15 protein-coding genes and 2 pseudogenes are annotated in these 21150 nt (G+C 51.7%); 15 read left to right on the plus strand and 2 right to left on the minus strand.

From position 1 onward, the window contains the following. Nucleotides 1–42 precede the first annotated feature (42 nt). On the plus strand, nt 43–699 hold the full coding sequence (locus O1Q98_RS05705; RefSeq protein WP_125260103.1) for a sugar phosphatase: 657 nt from the start codon (nt 43–45) through the stop codon (nt 697–699). A 161-nt stretch (nt 700–860) separates the two neighbouring features. Continuing rightward, nucleotides 861–2693, plus strand: a complete 1833-nt coding sequence (locus tag O1Q98_RS05710) for an SLC13 family permease (RefSeq protein ID WP_125260102.1) — start codon at nt 861–863, stop codon at nt 2691–2693. Between the two features lie 29 nt (nt 2694–2722). Here the strand turns inward: O1Q98_RS05710 and yfbR are convergent, their stop codons facing one another. Together yfbR and O1Q98_RS05720 are read right to left on the minus strand one after the other, a co-directional pair. Then, entirely contained in the window at nt 2723–3322 is a 600-nt protein-coding gene (yfbR, locus tag O1Q98_RS05715; RefSeq protein WP_125260101.1) for a 5'-deoxynucleotidase, read from the minus strand. Between the two features lie 66 nt (nt 3323–3388). Further along, nucleotides 3389–4607 (minus strand): annotated as a pseudogene (locus O1Q98_RS05720) (pyridoxal phosphate-dependent aminotransferase). Nucleotides 4608–5920: 1313 nt separating this feature from the next. Here O1Q98_RS05720 and lrhA point away from each other — a divergent pair. The 13 genes and pseudogenes from lrhA to nuoM all read left to right on the plus strand — a co-directional run bounded on the left by lrhA (nt 5921) and on the right by nuoM (nt 21146). Continuing rightward, nucleotides 5921–6871, plus strand: coding sequence for a transcriptional regulator LrhA (gene lrhA / locus O1Q98_RS05725; protein ID WP_125260099.1), 951 nt, complete (start codon nt 5921–5923; stop codon nt 6869–6871). 640 nt (nt 6872–7511) lie between these two features. Then, a complete protein-coding gene (locus O1Q98_RS05730; RefSeq protein ID WP_125260098.1) occupies nt 7512–7952 on the plus strand; it encodes an NADH-quinone oxidoreductase subunit A in 441 nt (146 codons plus the stop codon). An 18-nt stretch (nt 7953–7970) separates the two neighbouring features. After that, nucleotides 7971–8645: a NuoB/complex I 20 kDa subunit family protein gene (locus tag O1Q98_RS05735; protein WP_125260097.1), complete on the plus strand. Its 675-nt coding sequence runs from the start codon at nt 7971–7973 to the stop codon at nt 8643–8645. 115 nt (nt 8646–8760) lie between these two features. After that, complete coding sequence (nuoC, locus tag O1Q98_RS05740; protein ID WP_125260096.1) at nt 8761–10560, plus strand: NADH-quinone oxidoreductase subunit C/D; 1800 nt, start codon at nt 8761–8763, stop codon at nt 10558–10560. Between the two features lie 2 nt (nt 10561–10562). After that, nucleotides 10563–11093, plus strand: a complete 531-nt coding sequence (gene nuoE, locus O1Q98_RS05745; RefSeq protein WP_205744275.1) for an NADH-quinone oxidoreductase subunit NuoE — start codon at nt 10563–10565, stop codon at nt 11091–11093. Beyond that, nucleotides 11090–12439 (plus strand): NADH-quinone oxidoreductase subunit NuoF, encoded by a 1350-nt coding sequence (gene nuoF, locus O1Q98_RS05750; RefSeq protein WP_125260095.1) that lies wholly within the window; start codon nt 11090–11092, stop codon nt 12437–12439. Before nuoE ends, nuoF begins: the two co-directional genes overlap by 4 nt. Nucleotides 12440–12552: 113 nt before the next feature. Then, nucleotides 12553–15279: an NADH-quinone oxidoreductase subunit NuoG gene (gene nuoG / locus O1Q98_RS05755; RefSeq protein WP_125260094.1), complete on the plus strand. Its 2727-nt coding sequence runs from the start codon at nt 12553–12555 to the stop codon at nt 15277–15279. Then, nucleotides 15276–16250, plus strand: coding sequence for an NADH-quinone oxidoreductase subunit NuoH (gene nuoH / locus O1Q98_RS05760; protein ID WP_125260093.1), 975 nt, complete (start codon nt 15276–15278; stop codon nt 16248–16250). The genes nuoG and nuoH overlap by 4 nt, the downstream gene beginning before the upstream one ends. Nucleotides 16251–16266: 16 nt before the next feature. Beyond that, entirely contained in the window at nt 16267–16809 is a 543-nt protein-coding gene (gene nuoI / locus O1Q98_RS05765; protein ID WP_012769140.1) for an NADH-quinone oxidoreductase subunit NuoI, read from the plus strand. A 10-nt stretch (nt 16810–16819) separates the two neighbouring features. Beyond that, nucleotides 16820–17371 carry an NADH-quinone oxidoreductase subunit J gene (gene nuoJ / locus O1Q98_RS05770; RefSeq protein ID WP_125260092.1) on the plus strand — a complete coding sequence of 184 codons (552 nt, stop codon included), beginning with the start codon at nt 16820–16822 and terminating at the stop codon, nt 17369–17371. Beyond that, on the plus strand, nt 17368–17670 hold the full coding sequence (nuoK, locus tag O1Q98_RS05775; protein WP_125260091.1) for an NADH-quinone oxidoreductase subunit NuoK: 303 nt from the start codon (nt 17368–17370) through the stop codon (nt 17668–17670). Before nuoJ ends, nuoK begins: the two co-directional genes overlap by 4 nt. Then, nucleotides 17667–19517 carry an NADH-quinone oxidoreductase subunit L gene (gene nuoL / locus O1Q98_RS05780; protein ID WP_125260090.1) on the plus strand — a complete coding sequence of 617 codons (1851 nt, stop codon included), beginning with the start codon at nt 17667–17669 and terminating at the stop codon, nt 19515–19517. The genes nuoK and nuoL overlap by 4 nt, the downstream gene beginning before the upstream one ends. A 92-nt stretch (nt 19518–19609) precedes the next feature. Continuing rightward, nucleotides 19610–21146, plus strand: a pseudogene (nuoM, locus tag O1Q98_RS05785) (NADH-quinone oxidoreductase subunit M). Nucleotides 21147–21150: the final 4 nt, after the last annotated feature.

Consider the following 21150-nt stretch of genomic DNA (forward strand, 5'->3'; position numbering starts at 1 on the left):
GTGCCGCTGTTTCAGGTGAGATAAGTTAAAGAAGAGGTTTTCGTGGAGTGTAAAGGCTTTTTGTTTGATCTCGATGGTACGCTGGTTGATTCTTTACCCGCAGTTGAGCGCGCCTGGTGCAACTGGGCTCGTGACCACGATATCGATCCACAAGCAGTGCTGGATTTTATCCACGGGAAACAGGCCATCACCTCATTGCGGCATTTTCTGGCCGGTGCAGACGAAGAGACCATCCAGCGCGAGTTTGTTGCGCTGGAGCAGGTTGAAGCCACGGATACTGACGGTATTGTGGCTATGCCGGGGGCTCAGGCACTGCTGGCAAGGCTTGATGAATTGGATATTCCCTGGGCGATTGTGACGTCTGGTACGGTACCTATCGCCCATGCCCGCCACCGTGCGGCCGGATTACCGATGCCGCGTGAATTTGTTACCGCAGAACAGGTGGCGCGTGGCAAACCCTGCCCTGATGCGTATTTACTCGGCGCACAGCGCCTTGGTTTGCCGCCGCAGGCCTGCGTCGTGGTAGAGGATGCGCCTGCTGGCCTCGTTTCAGGCCTCGATGCGGGATGCCAGGTGATAGCCGTCAACGCGCCATCAGACACGGCCCGCCTCAGTGAGGTGGATGCCGTATTAGCATCTCTGGAGCAATTACAGGTTTCTCGTTTGCCGCAAGGCCAGATTGTCTGGCTTGAAAAATGAGAAAGTAAAAAGGCATTTAGTATGATCAGAACCCTGCTTCGGCAGGGTTTTTTTATGGCATTCTGATAGGGCCCGACGGTTATCGGGCATAAATATCCGCAGTTAAAATCTCTGATAAATACGACAAAATCATAAAAATAATTAATGAAAGGAGCGTGTGAGTGAACAGTTCGCTTATCTGGGTGATCGTACTGTTATTGGTTGCGGTAGTGCTGTTTGCCACGGGTAAATTGCGCATGGATGTGGTGGCATTGTTGGTGATTATCGCTTTTGTGCTCAGTGGCACGTTAACGTTGCAGCAAGCATTAATCGGTTTTAGCGACCCAAATGTACTGCTGATAGCCGCATTATTTATCATGGGTGAGGGGCTGGTCAGAACAGGGGTGGCCTATCAGGTGGGGGATTGGTTAATGCGGGTTGCCGGACAAAGTGAAACCCGCATGCTGATTTTACTGATGGTGACGGTAGCGCTACTCGGGGCATTTATGAGCTCGACCGGAATTGTGGCCATTTTTATTCCGGTGGTGCTCAATGTGGCGGCCCGAATGAAAACTGCCCCCGCACGGTTGATGATGCCATTAGCATTCGCTGGTTTGATAAGCGGCATGATGACGCTGGTGGCAACGCCGCCGAATATGGTGGTGAGCAGTGAATTGATGCGGTCTGGCATGGCAGGATTAAGTTTTTTTAGCGTTACGCCTATTGGTGTCGTCGTGTTGTTCGTTGGCGTGGCTTATATGCTGCTCGCCCGCTTTTGGCTAACGACACCTGAAAGTGAAACGCATAAAGAGCGGTGGAAGCGTAAAACCTTTCGCGATTTGATCCGTGAATATCGGCTGACCGGGCGTGCGCGACGTTTGGCTATTCGTAGCGCATCGCCTTTAATCGGCCAGCGGCTTGACGACCTACAACTGCGACAACGCTATGGCGCGAATGTGATAGGGATTGAGCGTTGGCAGAAGTTTCGTCGCATTATGGTCAGCGTCAGTGGTAACAGCGAACTGCGCTTAAATGATGTGTTGCTGATAGATATGTCGGCATCCGAGGTTGATTTACGCGAGTTCTGCGCCACGCAACGTTTAGAGCCGATGGTGCTACGCGGCGAGTATTTTTCTGAACAGTCGCGCGATGTCGGTATGGCCGAAGTGTTACTTATCCCCGACTCAGGCTTATTGGGTAAAACGCTACGGGATGTCGCTTTTCGCAGCCGTTACGGCCTGACGGTGGTCGGAATACGCCGTGAAGGCGAGGCCATGGCTGGCACTCTGGCTGATGAAGCGCTGAAACTCGGCGATATTCTGCTGGTCATTGGCGACTGGCGAAATATTCGCCAGCTTCATCAACATAAACAACACTTTATCGTGTTAAATCTTCCCGCTGAAGTTGATGAGGTGGCACCTGCCAGTAATCAGGCTCCGCACGCGCTGTTCTGCCTTGCGCTGATGGTTGCGATGATGCTGACTGACGAGATCCCCAATCCGATTGCCGCCTTGATTGCCTGCCTGCTGATGGGGCAGTTTCGTTGTATTGATATGGACAGCGCCTATCGAGCGGTACATTGGCCAAGTTTAATTTTAATTGTCGGTATGATGCCGTTTGCGTTGGCGCTCCAGCAAACCGGAGGGGTCGCGCTCGTAGTGGAAGGGTTGATGGATATCGCCGGGAATGCAGGCCCCAAAATGATGCTGGTATGCCTGTTTGTGCTGTGTGCTCTCATCGGCTTGTTTATTTCTAACACTGCCACGGCGGTATTAATGGCACCGATTGCACTTGCCGCCGCAGAGCGCATGCAGGTTTCTCCTTATCCCTTTGCCATTATCATTGCGATTGCCGCGTCTGCGGCCTTTATGACGCCGGTATCATCGCCCGTGAACACGTTGGTGCTGGCTCCCGGGGGATACCGATTTAGTGATTTTGTGCGGGTTGGCGTTCCCTTCACCCTTTTGGTTATGGGGGTGAGCGTTGTCATGGTGCCCTGGTTATACCCCTTTTAACGCGAGAAACGGGCGAATTTCGGTGGGGTTTACAGCGGGGAGCCCTGACTTATCTCATCCAATGACAGGCTAAAGCTCGGAATGAATACGGTCATAAAATAATCCATTTCCGGGCTTTGGCGCTGCTTCAGCGTGCTCTCCAGCCGTGCTTTTGCGAGCAAAAATTCATTGTTTCCGGCTGATAACTCTTCCAGACATTTCAGATAAGCGCACAGCGCATCGGCCTGTTTTACGATGGCATGCTCGTCTTCACTGGCTTGCGATTCGTCCAGTAACGGGCCGAAGTCGGCCTGTAATTCCTCTGGCAGCATCGCAATCAGGTTTTGGCGAGCGATTTTCTCGATTTTTTTGTACTCATGTGCGATTTGCGCATTGTAATACTTGATGGGAGTTGGCATATCGCCGGTGATGACTTCGCTGGCGTCATGGTACATAGCCAGTAGCGCAATGCGGCCAACATTAAGATTGCCGTTGAACTTACGATTTTTTATCACCGCCAGGGCATGAGCGACAAACGCAACCTGCAAACTGTGCTCAGAGACGTTCTCCGTTCGTACATTGCGCATCAGCGGCCAGCGGCTGATCAATTTAAGACGGGATAAGTGAGCAAAAAAATGACTCTGCACCATAGGTTTCTCTCGGTAATAACCGGCACGAAGAAGGGGGTATCTGGCATAGCCAGATACCCAACAGGATTACAACTGGCGATAACCTTCCAGAAAACGGCCAAATTTGTTGATAGCCATCTCCAGCTCGTCAACGCGAGGCAGCGTGACGATTCGCAGATGATCCGGCTCCGGCCAGTTAAACGCAGTGCCTTGAACCAGAAGCACTTTTTCTTGCAGTAGCAGATCCAATACCATTTTCTGGTCATCATGGATATTAAAGCGTTTGGTATCAATTCGAGGGAACATATAGAGCGCGCCGTCCGGCTTCACGCACGATACGCCCGGAATCTGGTTAATCAACTCCCAGGCGCGGTTGCGCTGCTCGTATAGCCGTCCACCGGGGTGAATAAACTCGCTGATACTTTGATACCCCCCTAATGCTGTCTGAATGGCATGCTGCATCGGCACATTAGCGCATAGCCGCATTGAAGCGAGCATCTCCAGACCTTCAATGTAACCCCGGGCGTGTTTTTTCGGGCCATTGAGCACCATCCATCCCTGCCGGAAGCCGGCGACACGGTAGGTTTTTGATAAGCCGTTAAACGTAACGGTGAGCAGGTCTGGCGCGAGGGCAGCAATCGAATGGTGCTGGGCGTGGTCGTAGAGAATTTTGTCGTAAATTTCATCGGCGAAAATGATGAGCTGATGCTGACGAGCAATTTCTACAATCTCTAACAGCAACTCTTTGCTGTAGACCGCGCCTGTAGGGTTATTCGGGTTAATTATCACGATACCGCGCGTACGCGGGGTGATTTTGCTGCGAATATCATCCAGATCGGGAAACCAACCGGCCTCTTCATCACAACGGTAGTGTTACAGCGTGGCCGCTTGAGAGCGAGACGGCAGCCGTCCAGAGAGGGTAGTCTGGCGCAGGAACCAACATCTCATCGCCGGTATTCAATAACGCCTGCATAGACTGGACGATTAGTTCAGAGACCCCGTTGCCGATGTAAACATCCTCCAGCGTCAAATCACGCATATCGCGTGCCTGATAATGCTGGACGATGGCTTTACGGGCGGAATAAAGCCCTTTGGAGTCACAGTATCCTTGTGCGGTAGGAAGATTACGGATGACATCGACCAAAATCTCATCCGGTGCATCAAAGCCGAAAGGGGCGGGGTTGCCGATATTCAGTTTGAGGACTTTATTACCTTCTTCTTCAAGTCGTTTTGCTTCTTTCAGTACCGGGCCACGAATATCGTAACAAACGTTTTCCAGTTTTTTCGATTTTTCTATTGGTGACATTTAACAAACCTTTTACAGGAGCACACTTCTGATGAGTCATCGCAGAACAGTGCTTAATGTACTCTTCCCGCTGTGCGTTTTGAAGGATCACAACCATCGCATCAACAAAGCAAAATGTGCGTGAGCGACAATAGCCAGTGTGTTGTTTAAATGTATTCAATTTGTATCTTTCATTACATTTCTTTGCTCGTTTTTTGCGCGCAACCTCGCAGAAGTGGCACATTATCGGGAAAATTATCTAAATCCTGTGGGGTAAAACAGGACGAACCGTGTCTGTTTTCAGTGGCGGAGAATAATCCTGGGAATCGTGGACGACATTTTTTAACGCTGATTTGAGGTATGAAACCGGTATCATAAAATGCTTTTTGGGATAGCGATTATAAAAACTATTTTTAAAACAGGGTTAATCGTCACCAAGGGGGAAAGGTGCCATTTGAAAAAGAAGGCGCGCACTTTGCTGTCGAAGGAAATTAAATGCGAAGAAAATATAGCTTCGGAAAGTAAAACCTATTTTTTAAATAGGTGTTTTCGGTGTGGCGTTATCGTTTAAATGGTATAGAGAATATGAATTGTTTATAAACGTGTTGTTTTATAAGAAAAGTATCATTCTTCTTCATTCTGAAGGTTTGTGTTACAAATAATACGCCTGCAATTTATTTGTTTTTTTACAAAAACTTAATTTAATTTACACTAAATAAAAGGTCACGGCTTGATAGTAACCTACTGTATTAAATGGATTTGCCTATATCGTCTCAGCCTTTTCTCATCCGTGTTCCCCCGCCAAATCGACAGGTTCTATCTCGGTGCTGTCAGCCATAACCTATGTTTGCGGCCTTATAATTAAAACAAGGTTTCAATTTTCCCTTTTCACAATATCAGATGGGCAAGATTTGATGGGGAACGTTTTTTTTAAGCAAATAAACAATCAGGAATGCACAAAGCATGCGTAAAAAGTAAAAAATAAGAGATGTCATATATTTTAATGGCAGGTTTTGGAATGTAAGCGCAATCATGATCTTATATCTTTTGGCCCTGAATTGAGAGCCGAATGGAGTGGCTGGTTTTTTTGGAAATTTTATTTTATCATCTAAAATAAATAAGAAGGTTCTTTTTGCAAATTTGATTACGTAATAAGATACTTAAAATAAGGAGGCTGAGGGAGAGAAACGATTAGGGCGAGGGAATATAGAGGGTCTTTTGCCGTAGCCGTCCGTCTGCGATACTGTTTTTTATTGTGTGTCGGCCTTGTCGGCGCATCTACATCAACACCAGGTATGTTTGTTAAAAATTAAAATAGATAAGTGAAGAACCGTATGACAAATACAAGTCGCCCAGTCCTCAACCTGGATCTCGATCTGTTGAGAACGTTCGTCGCCGTTGCGGATTTGAACACCTTTGCTGCTGCTGCGGTGGCGGTGTGCAGAACCCAGTCGGCGGTCAGCCAGCAGATGCAGCGTCTGGAGCAATTGATTGGTAAGGAATTATTTGCTCGTCATGGGCGAAATAAACTGCTGACGGAACATGGTATCCAGTTTCTGGGATATGCCAGAAAAATCCTGCAATTCAATGATGAAGCTTGCGCATCGCTGATGTATAGCGATATTCAGGGCACACTGACTATCGGTGCCTCTGATGATACGGCTGACACCATTCTGCCATTCATCTTACAACGTGTGACAACGGTGTTTCCTAAACTGTCGATAGCGGTCAGCATCAAGCGCAGTGCAGAAATGGCGGAGATGTTGCAACAGGGGAAAATTGATCTGGTCATTACAACGGCCAATAGCAGCGATCTCCCACATGTGTTGTTGCGCACATCGCCAACGCTGTGGTACTGCGCGGCGGATTATCAATATCAGGCTGGGGAAACGGTTTCGCTGGTGGTGCTTGATGAGCCAAGCCCGTTTCGCTCGCTGGCGCTTGATAATCTTACCGCTGCGGGGATTCCATGGAAGATTTCTTACGTCGCCTCAACGCTCTCTGCGGTGCGGGCGGCAGTAAAAGCCGGGCTTGGCGTGACCGTGCGCTCGGTTGAGATGATGAGCCCGGAGCTGCGTGTGTTGGGTGAAGAAGAGGGATTACCTAAGTTACCGGATACGCGTTATTACTTATGCCGTAATCCCGAACAGGATAATGAACTGACAAATGCGATTTTCAGTGCAATTGAGTCCGGCACCCGCTCGAATCTGATGCCTGTTGGCGTAAGCGCAGAAAATGACACGCGTGAACCACCGGCAGATGAATCATTAAAAGATGTTATATAAGTTATAAGGTAGCGGGGGCCACCCCGCTATTCATTACCTGTCCGTTTCCCCTCAATTTACGCGTTTTTACCCGTCCACTTTCTCTGTGCATTCTATCTTTAATGATTGTGCTGCCTTCGGCTTGGATCTGTCGCGGCAATCATTTGGTTTCTTTTTTATTAAAACTGTTTTTCTTTTTTTTTAAATGCCTGTTGCGATGTAGGTAAGGTTAACAGATGAGCAATAGAAACGGTTTTTTTAATAACATAAATGAAAAAAGTGTGTTCTGGATCAAAAAATACCCCTATTAACCCTATGGGGGAACAGGAATTCTTGCCGAAAATGATATAGTCAATGTGCCAACAAGGGTTTTACGCTACTGAATTTGTTAACATGAAATCGTTGACTGACTCGATTTAGTCGGCAGGTGTTGCACACAAAATGTTAACGAAATGACGTGCATGTAAAGTAATGTGCTGTTATTTTTAGTGGCGTTGAAAATAAGGTTACATAACAGGGAATCAGGCCGCATTAAACCGCCATTTAACCTTATACGTTGTGGTGTTTTTGTGGCGAAAAATCCTTCCTTTTAATCGATGTGGCGACGAACTGCCAATAAAAAGAGCAGGTGTCAGATCACTTTTGATGAGTAAGCAAGAGTATGTCAACAACTACAGAAGTCCTCGCCCATCACTGGGCTTTCGCGCTATTTGTCATCGTTGCTTTAGGCCTGTGCGCCTTTATGCTGCTTGGTGGTTTCCTGCTTGGAGGCCGCGCCCGTGCCCGACATAAAAACATTCCTTATGAATCGGGTATTGCGTCCGTTGGTTCTGCGCGGCTGCGCCTCTCTGCCAAATTTTATTTGGTCGCCATGTTTTTCGTTATTTTCGACGTTGAAGCCCTTTACCTGTACGCCTGGTCAGTCTCTGTCCGGGAAAGCGGTTGGGTTGGCTTCATCGAGGCTACGATTTTCATTTTGGTGCTGTTGGCTGGGCTAGTTTATCTGGTTCGTATCGGTGCGTTGGATTGGACGCCTACGCGTTCTAAGCGACAAGTCGTGAAATCCGGTGTCGTGGCTCCCACTAACACTCATCAGCAGTAATAGCGAGGCATTAAGAAGATGGATTATACGCTCACCCGCATTGATCCGGACGGTGAGAACGACCGTTACCCTCTCCAGAAGCAAGAGATCGCCAGCGATCCGCTTGAGCAGCATGTTAACCGCAGTGTCTTCCTGGGCAACCTTGAGCAATCGTTGCACAGCATGGTCAACTGGGGACGCAGCAATTCGCTGTGGCCATACAACTTTGGCCTTTCCTGCTGCTATGTAGAAATGGCGACGTCATTCACTTCTGTGCATGACGTTGCGCGCTTTGGTTCGGAAGTTATCCGTGCCTCACCGCGTCAGGCTGACTTTATGGTGGTGGCGGGGACGCCATTTTTGAAAATGGCACCGGTCATTCAACGTTTGTATGACCAGATGCTGGCACCAAAGTGGGTTATCTCCATGGGTGCCTGTGCGAATTCCGGCGGTATGTACGATATTTACTCTGTTGTACAAGGGGTTGATAAGTTTCTGCCTGTAGACGTCTATATTCCAGGATGTCCACCTCGGCCAGAAGCATATATGCAAGCCCTGTTGCTGTTGAAAGAATCCATCGGCAAAGAACGTCGCCCTCTGTCATGGGTGGTAGGAGATCAGGGCGTTTACCGCGCGAACATGCAGTCTGAGCGTGAGCGTAAACGTGGTGAACGAATAGCGGTAACGAACCTGCGTTCTCCAGACGAAATTTGACCTGTGAGTGAAGGGCTATAATGGCTGAAATAGCACGGTAAATTCATATCACGATAAATCGTGTGCAGCCATTATCCGTCACAGAAATAGCACATTCACTGTGGTGACATAATTTATGACAGATTTAACGACGCACGATGCCGCTCTGCCTGTATGGCAAACCCGGGATCATCTCGATGATCCGGTCGTTGGCGAGCTGTGTAACCGTTTTGGCGCGCAAGCGTTTACCGTACAGGCAACCCGTACAGGATTGCCGGTGGTATGGGTGAAACGTGAGCAATTTCTTGATGTGGTCGCTTTCCTGAAAAAGCAGCCTAAACCTTATGTGATGTTGTTTGACCTGCACGGTGTGGATGAGCGTTTGCGCACGCATCGTCAGGGCTTGCCTGATGCTGATTTCACGGTTTTCTACCACCTGATTTCTATTGAGCGCAATCGCGACATCATGCTGAAGGTGGCGTTATCAGAACACGATCTCAACCTGCCGACGCTGACAAAGCTGTTTCCCAACGCGAACTGGTATGAGCGCGAAGTCTGGGATATGTTCGGCATCACCTTCAAAGGGCATCCCCACCTGACGCGCATCATGATGCCGCAGACCTGGGAAGGCCATCCGCTGCGCAAAGATTTCCCCGCGCGTGCGACGGAGTTCGATCCGTTCGTGCTGACGAAACAGCGCGAAGACATGGAAATGGAGTCGCTGACATTCAAACCAGAAGAGTGGGGCATGCAGCGAGGCACCAACAATGAGGACTTCATGTTCCTCAACCTGGGGCCTAACCATCCTTCAGCCCACGGTGCTTTCCGCATTATTTTGCAGCTCAATGGCGAAGAGATTGTCGATTGTATCCCGGATGTCGGCTATCACCATCGCGGCGCAGAAAAAATGGGGGAACGCCAGTCCTGGCATAGCTATATCCCCTACACCGACCGTATTGAATACCTCGGCGGTTGTGTGAATGAAATGCCGTATGTGCTGGCGGTAGAAAAACTGGCAGGAATTGAAGTGCCTGAGCGAGTGAAAGTGATTCGCGTCATGCTCTCTGAACTGTTTCGTATTAACAGTCACCTGCTGTACATCAGTACGTTTATTCAGGACGTCGGTGCTATGACGCCGGTGTTCTTTGCCTTTACCGATCGCCAGAAAATTTATGATTTGGTGGAAGCCATTACTGGTTATCGTATGCATCCGGCGTGGTTCCGTATCGGCGGTGTCGCCCACGATCTGCCGCGCGGTTGGGAGCGTTTGCTGCGCGAATTCCTTGATTGGATGCCAGCGCGCCTTGACACCTACATTAAAGCGGCATTGAAGAACAGTATCCTGAAAGGCCGTTCTCAGGGTGTTGCTGCCTATAACGCGAAAGAAGCGTTGGAGTGGGGCGTCACCGGCGCAGGTTTGCGCGCTACCGGCGTGGCATTTGACGTGCGCAAATGGCGGCCTTATTCCGGTTATGAAAACTTTGACTTTGAAGTGCCGATCGGTGATGGCATCAGTGATTGCTATAGCCGGGTAATGTTGAAGGTCGAAGAGCTGCGCCAGAGCATGCGGATTCTTGAGCAATGCTTAAAGAATATGCCAGCAGGGCCGTTTAAAGCCGATCATCCTCTGACGACGCCGCCGCCAAAAGAACGCACGTTGCAGCACATCGAAACCCTGATAAACCACTTCCTGCAGGTTTCCTGGGGGCCGGTGATGCCTGCTAACGAGGCATTCCAGATGGTAGAAGCAACCAAAGGGATCAACAGCTACTACCTGACCAGCGATGGCAGCACCATGAGCTATCGAACCCGTATTCGCACACCGAGTTTCCCGCATCTGCAACAGATTCCTTCGGTGATCCGTGGCTGCCTGGTGTCCGACCTTATTGTGTACCTCGGCAGTATTGATTTTGTCATGTCAGATGTGGACCGCTAATTATGCACGAACATAACAACACTCAAGAGCCAATCGATGCTCCGGCACAGGCCGCCAGCGATATCTTTGTGTTAAGTGACACAGAGCGCGATGCCATCGAGCATGAAAAACACCATTACGAAGATGCGCGTGCGGCGTCCATTGAAGCGCTGAAAATTGTACAAAAACACCGTGGCTGGGTGCCTGATGGTGCTATCGAGGCGATTTCACACATTCTTGGCATTCCAGCCAGTGATGTGGAAGGTGTCGCAACATTTTACAGCCAGATTTTCCGCCAGCCGGTGGGGCGCCATGTCATTCGTTACTGCGACAGCGTGGTATGCCATATCACGGGGTATCAGGGGATACAGGCTGCGCTTGAGCGCAAGCTCAATATTAAGCCGGGGCAGACGACATTTGATGGCCGTTTCACGCTATTGCCAACCTGTTGTCTGGGTAACTGTGATAAAGGGCCGACGATGATGATCGACGAAGATACTCACAGTCACCTGAAGCCTGACGATCTCGATTCGCTACTGGAGCAATATCAATGAGTAAAAACATTGTTCTGACGGCTGAACAGCATCCTTTAACCTGGCGTTTGCGTGCGGATAAACAACCGGTTTGGTTGGACGAATACCGCAGTAAAAACGGGTATGCTGGCGCGAAAAAAGCGCTAATGGGCATGGCGCAGGACGACGTGGTTACGCTGGTGAAAGATGCGGGGCTACGCGGGCGCGGCGGTGCGGGTTTTTCCACGGGATTAAAGTGGAGCCTGATGCCGAAAGACGAAAGCATGAACATCCGTTACCTGCTGTGCAATGCCGATGAGATGGAGCCTGGTACCTATAAAGACCGCTTACTCATGGAGCAATTGCCGCATCTGCTGGTCGAGGGAATGCTGATCGGCGCTTATGCGCTCAAAGCGTATCGTGGGTATATCTTCCTGCGTGGCGAATACATTGAAGCGGCGGCTAATTTGCGCCGGGCGATTGCCGAAGCGACCGAAGCCGGTTTGCTGGGCAAAAATATTATGGGAACCGGTTTTGACTTCGAGCTGTTCGTGCATACCGGTGCTGGTCGTTATATCTGTGGTGAAGAAACCGCACTGATTAACTCGCTGGAAGGCCGTCGCGCGAATCCGCGCTCCAAACCGCCTTTCCCCGCCTCTGCCGGTGTGTGGGGGAAACCCACCTGCGTGAATAACGTTGAAACACTGTGCAATGTGCCTGCGATTATTGAGCACGGCGTGGAGTGGTATCAGGGGTTGTCGGCGGGCAAGAGCAAGGATGCGGGCACTAAACTGATGGGTTTCTCCGGGCGCGTCAACAATCCTGGTCTGTGGGAACTGCCCTTCGGCACGACTGCACGGGAGATTCTCGAAGATTATGCCGGCGGCATGCGCGATGGTTTGACGCTCAAAGCCTGGCAGCCTGGTGGCGCCGGGACGGATTTTCTGACCGATGCCCATCTGGATTTGCCGATGGATTTTGAAAACATCGGTAAAGCGGGTAGCCGTCTGGGTACTGCGCTGGCGATGGCGGTCGATAACGAAATTAACATGGTATCGCTGACGCGCAATCTGGAAGAATTTTTTGCCCGTGAATCCTGTGGTTGGTGTACGCCGTGCCGCGACGGATTGCCCTGGAGCGTGAAAATTCTGCGCGCACTGGAGCGTGGTGAAGGGCAGCCTGGCGATATTGAAACACTGGAACAACTGTGTCGCTTCCTGGGGCCAGGCAATACCTTCTGTGCGCATGCGCCGGGTGCTGTCGAACCGCTGCAAAGTGCCATTAAATATTTTCGGGATGAGTTCGAAGCCGGTATTGCCAGACAGGTGGTGAGTAACGCTAAACCGATAGCGGGTATTCAGCCAAACCTGCTTAAAGAGCGCTGGTAATGATGCTGCTCCGACATGTTGAGCATCATGCCGGAGGTGAGCCGAGTTATCCCGCAGACAGAATTTTTGATTAGTGCCCGCCTGAGGCGGGCTGTTATGGAAGCATGCTGACTATGGCAACGATTCATGTAGACGGCAAAGAATATGAAGTAGACGGAGCGGACAACCTGCTACAGGCGTGTCTGTCTTTGGGGCTTGATATTCCCTACTTTTGCTGGCATCCGGCGCTGGGAAGCGTCGGCGCTTGTCGCTTGTGTGCGGTCAAGCAGTACCAGAACGCGGAAGATACCCGTGGTCGTCTGGTCATGTCCTGTATGACACCGGCATCGAATGGCACCTTCATCGCTATTGATGACGAGGAAGCAAAACAATTCCGCAAGACCATTGTGGAATTTTTGATGACAAATCACCCGCACGATTGCCCGGTTTGTGAGGAAGGCGGCAACTGTCATTTGCAGGATATGACGGTAATGACGGGGCATAATTTCCGTCGCTATCGTTTTACCAAACGTACCCATCACAATCAGGATCTCGGGCCGTTTATCTCCCATGAGATGAACCGTTGTATCGCCTGTTATCGCTGCGTGCGCTATTACAAAGATTATGCCGATGGCAAGGATTTAGGCGTATACGGCGCGCACGATAACGTCTATTTCGGCCGCCCGGAAGATGGCGTGCTGGAAAGCGAGTTTTCCGGCAACCTGGTTGAAGTGTGTCCGACCGGCGTCTTTACCGATAAAACCCACTCTGAGCGTTATAACCGTAAGTGGGACATGCAGTTTGCTCCCAGTATCTGCCAACAATGCAGCGTTGGCTGTAACACCAGCCCCGGTGAGCGGTATGGTGAACTGCGTCGGGTGGAAAACCGTTATAACGGCAGCGTAAACCACTATTTCCTGTGCGATCGCGGTCGTTTCGGTTACGGCTATGTCAATTTGAAAGACCGGCCTCGTCAGCCGTTGCAACGTCGCGGTGCCGACTGGATCGCGCTTAATGCTGAACAGGCATTGCAGGGTGCAGCGGATGTGCTGCGTCAGGCGAAAAAAGTCATCGGTATCGGTTCGCCGCGTGCCAGTGTGGAAAGTAACTTTGCATTGCGTGAGCTCGTTGGCGCAGACAATTTCTATACCGGTATTGCCCAGGCTGAACAGCAGCGCCTGCAACTGATGCTGAAGGTATTGAAAGAAAGCGGCGTGCATACTCCGTCACTGCGCGAAATTGAAAGTTATGATGCCGTACTGGTGTTGGGCGAAGATTTAACGCAAACCGGCGCGCGTATCGCTCTGGCGGTTCGCCAGGCGGTGAAAGGCAAGGCGCGCGAAATGGCGGCGGCCCAAAAAGTGGCTGACTGGCAGATAGCGGCCATCCTGAATATCGGTCAGCATGCCAAGCATCCGTTGTTTGTTACCAATGTTGACAGCACGCGGCTTGATGACATTGCAGCATGGAGTTATCGCGCACCGGTGGTGGATCAAGCCCGTCTTGGTTTTGCTATTGCGCATGCGTTGGATAATAGCGCACCTGCGGTCAGCGATTTGCCTGCGGAACTGAGTCAGAAGGTTGACATTATCGTTCAGGCGCTGGCTGGCGCGCGTAAACCGCTGATTATTTCCGGCTCTCAGGCGGGCAGTGACGATGTGATTGCCGCTGCTGCCAACGTTGCCAAAGCGTTGAAAGGGCGTGGTGCTGAGGTAGGTATCACCTTTGTCGCGGCGTCTGCCAACAGCATGGGCGTCGCCATGATGGGCGGTGGATCTCTGGATGATGCGCTGTCGCAATTAGAAACCGGTGACGCTGACAGCGTTGTCGTGCTGGAAAACGATCTGTACCGCCATGCGCCAGCGGCTCGTGTTGATGCTGCACTGGCTAAAGCAACGAATTTGGTGGTGCTGGATCATCAGCGTACTGCCATTATGGAGAAGGCCGGTCTGGTCCTTTCCGCAGCCAGCTTTGCAGAGAGCGACGGTACGCTGATTAATCATGAAGGCCGGGCGCAACGCTTCTTCCAGGTTTATGACCCCACCTACTATGACAATAGCGTGGTGATGCTGGAGAGCTGGCGCTGGTTACATTCGCTGTTTATTACCTATCACAGCCGCCAGGTTGACTGGACACAGCTTGATAATGTGATTGATGCCTGTGTGAACGCGTTGCCGCATTTAGCGGCTATCAAAGAGGCTGCGCCTGATGCGTCATTCCGCATCAAAGGCCAGAAATTGGCGCGTGAACCGCATCGTTACAGTGGCCGCACCTCCATGCGCGCCAATATCAGCGTACATGAGCCTCGCCAGCCGCAAGATAAAGACACTATGTTTGCCTTCTCCATGGAAGGTAACAACAGTCCGCTTGCCGATCGTCAGCAAGTGCCGTTCGCCTGGGCGCCCGGCTGGAACTCGCCGCAGGCGTGGAATAAGTTCCAGGACGAAGTCGGTGGGCATTTACGCCATGGCGATCCTGGTGTGCGCCTTATCGAAGCGGGTGAGAGTTCATTGGCATACTTCAGCCAGATCCCAGCTGCGTTTGCACCACAGCAGGGGCAGTGGCAAGTTGCACCTTACTATAACCTGTTTGGCAGCGATGAGTTGTCACAGCGCTCGGCGGTTATTCAGCAGCGCATGCCGCAGGCATGTGCCGTTGTAAATCAGGCAGATGCCGAGTTACTGGGTATCCATGCTGGCGCACTGCTGGACATCACGTGTGGCGGGCAGATGTTACGTTTACCTGTGCGTGTGAGTGATGCGCTGCGTCAGGGGCAGGTCGGTTTGCCACTTGGCTTCCCGGGCGTCGCTCCGGTGCTGGCGGGCGTGACCGTTGAAATGCTGCGGGAGGTTGCGCAATGAGTTGGTTGACTCCAGACGTGTTGGATATTCTGGCCACCGTTGGCAAAGCCATCGTGATTTTGCTGGTGGTGGTGAGCTGCGGTGCGCTGATGAGTATGGGGGAGCGCCGTTTGCTGGCGCTGTTCCAGGGCCGTTACGGGCCGAACCGTGTAGGTTGGGGCGGTTCGCTGCAATTGGTGGCGGACATGCTCAAGATGTTCTTTAAAGAGGACTGGACACCGCCGTTTGTCGATAAAGTTATCTTTATTTTGGCTCCGGTAATTGCCTTTACTTCACTGTTGCTGTCGTTTGCGATTGTCCCGGTCAGTCCCACCTGGCAGGTGGTCAACCTGAATATCGGGGTGCTGTTTTTCCTGATGATGGCGGGATTGGCGGTGTATGCCGTATTGTTCGCTGGCTGGTCAAGTAATAACAAATACTCGCTGCTCGGTGCCGTACGTGCTTCTGCCCAGACGTTGAGCTACGAAGTGTTCCTCGGTTTGTCTCTGATGGGCGTGGTGGCACAAGCGGGTTCGTTCAATATGGCCGACATCGTGAATGCACAGTCAAGCGTATGGAACGTGGTGCCGCAGTTCTTTGGTTTCATCACCTTTGCGATTGCGGGTGTGGCCGTTTGTCACCGTCACCCGTTTGACCAACCGGAAGCAGAACAGGAACTGGCTGATGGTTATCACATCGAATATGCCGGGATGAAGTTTGGCCTGTTCTTCGTTGGTGAGTACATCGGGATTGTGACGGTGTCAGCGCTTATCGTCACACTGTTCTTCGGTGGCTGGCATGGGCCGCTGTTGCCGCCGTTTATTTGGTTTGCACTCAAGACGGCATTCTTCATGATGATGTTCATTTTGATCCGTGCTTCGCTGCCTCGTCCGCGTTATGACCAGGTGATGTCGTTTGGCTGGCGTATTTGCCTGCCGCTGACGCTGCTGAACCTGCTGGCAACCGCTGCGGTCATTCTGTACAACGCTTAATGAGGGTGAATAAACCATGACACTGAAAGAGCTTTTGATTGGTTTCGGCACCCAGGTACGCAGTATCTGTATGGTGGGTTCCAATGCGTTTAAAAAGCGCGAAACCAAAATGTACCCGGAAGAGCCGGTCAATCCGCCGCCGCGTTTTCGTGGCCGTATTGTACTGACCCGTGACCCAGATGGGCAGGAGCGCTGCGTTGCCTGCAACCTGTGTGCGGTGGCCTGTCCGGTAGGGTGTATTTCGTTGCAGAAGGCGGAAATGAAGGATGGCCGTTGGTATCCTGAGTTTTTCCGTATCAACTTCTCCCGCTGTATTTTTTGCGGCATGTGTGAAGAAGCCTGCCCGACCACGGCAATTCAGCTGACCCCTGATTTTGAAATGGGTGAGTTCAAGCGCCAGGATCTGGTGTACGAAAAAGAAGATCTGCTGATCTCGGGGCCGGGTAAATATCCGGAATATAACTTCTACCGGATGGCCGGTATGGCTGTTGATGGGAAAGAGAAAGGCGAAGCCGAAAACGAAGCCAAACCCATTGACGTTAAAGGCCTGTTGCCCTAAGGAGCCAAGCATGGAATTCGCTTTTTATGCGACTGCGATTGTGGCGGTACTGGCGACACTACGCGTCATTACCCATACCAATCCGGTACATGCATTACTGTATCTGATCGTTTCATTGCTGGCGGTAGCTGGTGTGTTCTTTTCGCTGGGGGCGTATTTCGCCGGTGCGCTGGAGATAATCGTCTACGCCGGTGCCATTATGGTGCTGTTTGTGTTCGTCGTGATGATGCTAAACCTTGGCACCTCGGTGGATGAGCAGGAAAAACTGTGGCTCAAACCGAGTGTCTGGCTTGGCCCTGGTGTGCTTTCTCTGGTGCTGCTGGCTGTGATTGTGAAAGGCATTATCAGCCTGAGCGACCAGTCTATTGTTGGCAATATGATTGATGCCAAGGCCGTGGGGATAAGTCTGTTCGGCCCTTATGTGCTGGCGGTTGAACTGGCATCAATGCTGTTGCTGGCCGGTCTGGTTGTCGCTTTCCACGTTGGCCGTGAGGATAAACGTGGCGAGCTGATCGCAAAAGATCAGGATGCCGATAAGAAAACCACGGAGGAACGCGCATGATTCCACTACAACATGGCTTGCTCCTTGCAGCCGTCCTCTTTGTGTTGGGTCTGACTGGGCTGATCATTCGTCGTAACTTGCTGTTTATGCTGATCTGTCTGGAAATCATGATTAATGCTGCTGCGCTCGCTTTTGTCGTTGCCGGTAGTTACTGGGGACAATCGGATGGTCAGGTGATGTACATTCTGGCCATTACGCTGGCCGCAGCAGAAGCCAGTATTGGCCTGGCGCTGTTGCTCCAGTTGTATCGTCGCCGTCAGACCCTGAATATTGATACTGTCAGTGAGATGCGCGGATGAACCTACTCTACTTAACTATTCTATTTCCGCTAATCGGATTTCTGTTACTGGCTTTCTCCCGAGGCCGCTGGTCGGAAAATGTGTCTGCGACTATCGGGGTGGGCTCAGTCGGGTTGGCGGCGCTGGTAACAGGCGGTGCGGTGGTTGATTTTCTAAACCATCACCAGTCGGGCGGCGTGACATTCTTTACCCAGCATTTGTGGAGCTGGATGACGGTTGGCAAGTTTGACATTGGCGTGACGCTGGCGCTGGATGGCTTATCGCTGACTATGCTGTCCGTTGTCACCGGTGTCGGCTTCTTCATTCACCTGTTTGCCTCATGGTACATGCGTGGTGAAGAGGGCTATTCCCGTTTCTTTGCCTACACCAACCTGTTTATCGCCAGCATGGTGGTGCTCGTGTTGGCCGATAACCTGCTGTTGATGTATCTCGGCTGGGAAGGGGTAGGGCTGTGCAGTTATCTGTTGATTGGTTTCTATTACACCAATCCGAATAACGGTGCGGCAGCGATGAAGGCATTTATCGTCACCCGTGTGGGCGATGTGTTTCTGGCGTTTGCGCTGTTCATCCTTTACCGTGAGCTGGGTACGCTGAATTTCCGCGAGCTGATGGTGTTGGCGCCACAGCATCTGGCTGAAGGATCGCCTGCTATCACCTGGGCAACATTAATGTTGCTGGGTGGTGCGGTTGGTAAATCAGCCCAGTTGCCGTTGCAGACCTGGCTTGCTGATGCAATGGCGGGCCCGACGCCGGTTTCCGCGTTGATTCATGCCGCAACAATGGTGACGGCGGGTGTCTATTTGATAGCCCGTACGCACGGCTTGTTCCTGCTGGCACCGGATGTATTGCATCTGGTCGCGAATGTTGGTGCGGTGACGCTGCTGTTGGCCGGTTTTGCTGCCTTGGTACAAACCGACATCAAGCGAGTGTTGGCCTACTCCACCATGAGCCAGATTGGTTACATGTTTTTGGCGCTGGGTGTGCAGGCGTGGGATGCCGCTATCTTCCATTTGATGACGCATGCTTTCTTTAAAGCGTTACTGTTCCTGTCATCCGGTTCGGTGATTCTGGCTTGTCACCACGAGCAGAACATTTTCAAAATGGGTGGTTTACGTAAAACCATTCCGCTGGTGTATGTCTGTTTCCTGGTGGGGGGCGCGGCGCTTGCGGCATTACCGCTGGTGACGGCAGGCTTCTTCAGTAAAGATGAAATTCTGGCGGGAGCGTGGGCGAACGGCCATCTGAATCTGGTCATCGCAGGGTTGGTTGGCGCGTTCATGACGTCGCTCTATACTTTCCGCATGATTTTCATTGTGTTCCATGGTGAAGCGAAAACCAAAGCCCATGCAGGCAAAGGCATTTCACATCATCTGCCATTACTGGTGCTGTTGGTGTTGTCCACCTTCGTCGGTGCCATGATTGTGCCGCCGCTGCATGGCGTCCTGCCAGCGACAACGGAGCTTGAGCACGGCCAGGTGATGACGCTTGAAATCACCTCAGGCATCGTCGCTATCGCCGGTATCTTACTGGCAGCTGCACTGTGGCTAGGTAAACGCCAGTTGGTAACGGCTATCGCCAACAGCGCGCCAGGCCGTTTCTTCTCGACCTGGTGGTTCCATGCCTGGGGATTTGACTGGCTGTATGACAAGGTGTTTGTCAAACCGTATCTGGCAGTTGCTGCGCTAATACAACGTGACCCGCTCAATGCCATGATGAGCCTTCCGGCGCTGTTGACGCGCCTTGGCAATCGCGCGCTGGTCGTTAGCGAAAACGGTCAGGTGCGTTGGTATGTTGCATCAATGGGCGTGGGTGCCGTTGTGGTACTGGCGCTGTTGTTGCTGGTCTAACGAGACGGTATGCACAGGCGCGGGGCGGCTGAATGGCTTGCCCCGCAAGCAGCAAGTTTTTCGTTTTCTTTAAATTAGGGACACAAAACGCCATGCTACTACCTTGGCTGATTCTTATCCCCTTTATCGGTGGCCTGCTGTGTTGGCAGCTTGAGCGCTTACGGCTCTCGCGTGCCGCGCTGGGTGGCGCTGATTTCCATGGGGTTGACTCTGGTGCTGTCATTGCAGTTGTGGCTGCAAGGCGGCTATTCGCTGGCGACGCCAACAGGTTTGCCCCAGTGGCAGTCTGAATTCATTCTCAACTGGATCCCGCGCTTTGGTATTTCCATTCACCTGGCGCTGGACGGCCTGTCTTTGCTGATGGTCGTGCTGACCAGCCTGTTAGGGGTGCTGGCTATTCTCTGTTCCTGGCGTGAAATTCAGCGCTATCAGGGCTTTTTCCACCTGAACCTGCTGTGGATACTTGGCGGTGTTATCGGTGTGTTCCTGGCTATCGACATGTTCCTGTTCTTCTTTTTCTGGGAAATGATGTTGGTGCCGATGTACTTCCTGATAGCACTGTGGGGACACAAAGGTTCTGACGGGAAGACCCGTATCGCCGCAGCGACCAAGTTCTTTATCTACACACAGGCCAGTGGTCTGGTGATGCTGATTGCTATTCTGGCGCTGGTGTTTGTCCATCATGGTGCCACCGGCGAATGGACGTTTGATTACGCCCGTTTGCTGAAAACGCCGATGTCGTTCGGTCTTGAGTACGCGCTGATGCTCGGTTTCTTCATCGCTTTCGCGGTGAAAATGCCGTTGGTGCCGTTGCACGGCTGGTTGCCGGATGCTCACAGCCAGGCGCCGACAGCCGGCTCTGTTGACCTGGCGGGGATTTTGCTGAAAACCGCCGCTTATGGTCTGTTGCGTTTTAGCTTGCCGCTGTTTCCGAATGCTTCGCACCACTTTGCGCCAGTTGCCATGTGGCTTGGCGTCATCGGTATCTTCTACGGTGCCTGGATGGCGTTCAAACAGACCGATATCAAACGCCTGATTGCCTACACCTCGGTGTCGCATATGGGCTTTGTGATGATTGCCATTTATTCCGGCAGCCAACTGGCCTACCAGGGTGCGGTTGTGCAGATGATTGCCCACGGTCTGTCAGCTGCGGGGCTGTTTATTATCTGCGGCCAGTTATATGAGCGTCTGCATACCCGTGATTTGCGTCAGATGGGCGGCTTGTGGAGCCGGATTCGCTATCTGCCTGCACTGTCACTGTTTTTTGCTGTGGCAACACTCGGTATGCCGGGTACGGGGAACTTTGTCGGCGAATTCATGATCCTGTTCGGCAGCTATCCTGTCGTTCCGGTTATCACGGTGATTGCGACATTTGGTTTGGTTTTTGCTTCGGTCTATTCATTAGTGATGATGCAGCGTGCCTTCTACGGCGCACCGAAGTCAGAAACACCGTTGCAGAATATGACCGTCCGTGAACTGTTTCTGATTCTGCTTCTGGTGGTGTTGCTGGTATTGCTGGGTGTTTATCCCCAACCGATTCTGGACACCTCTGGTGCAGCGATGGCAAATATCCAGCATTGGTTTGCGTCAGCGGTTCAGGGTTCAACAACTTCAACGACAGGGCTGTAATTCG

The organism is Dickeya lacustris, from assembly GCF_029635795.1.
GTDB classification, from domain to species: domain Bacteria; phylum Pseudomonadota; class Gammaproteobacteria; order Enterobacterales; family Enterobacteriaceae; genus Dickeya; species Dickeya lacustris.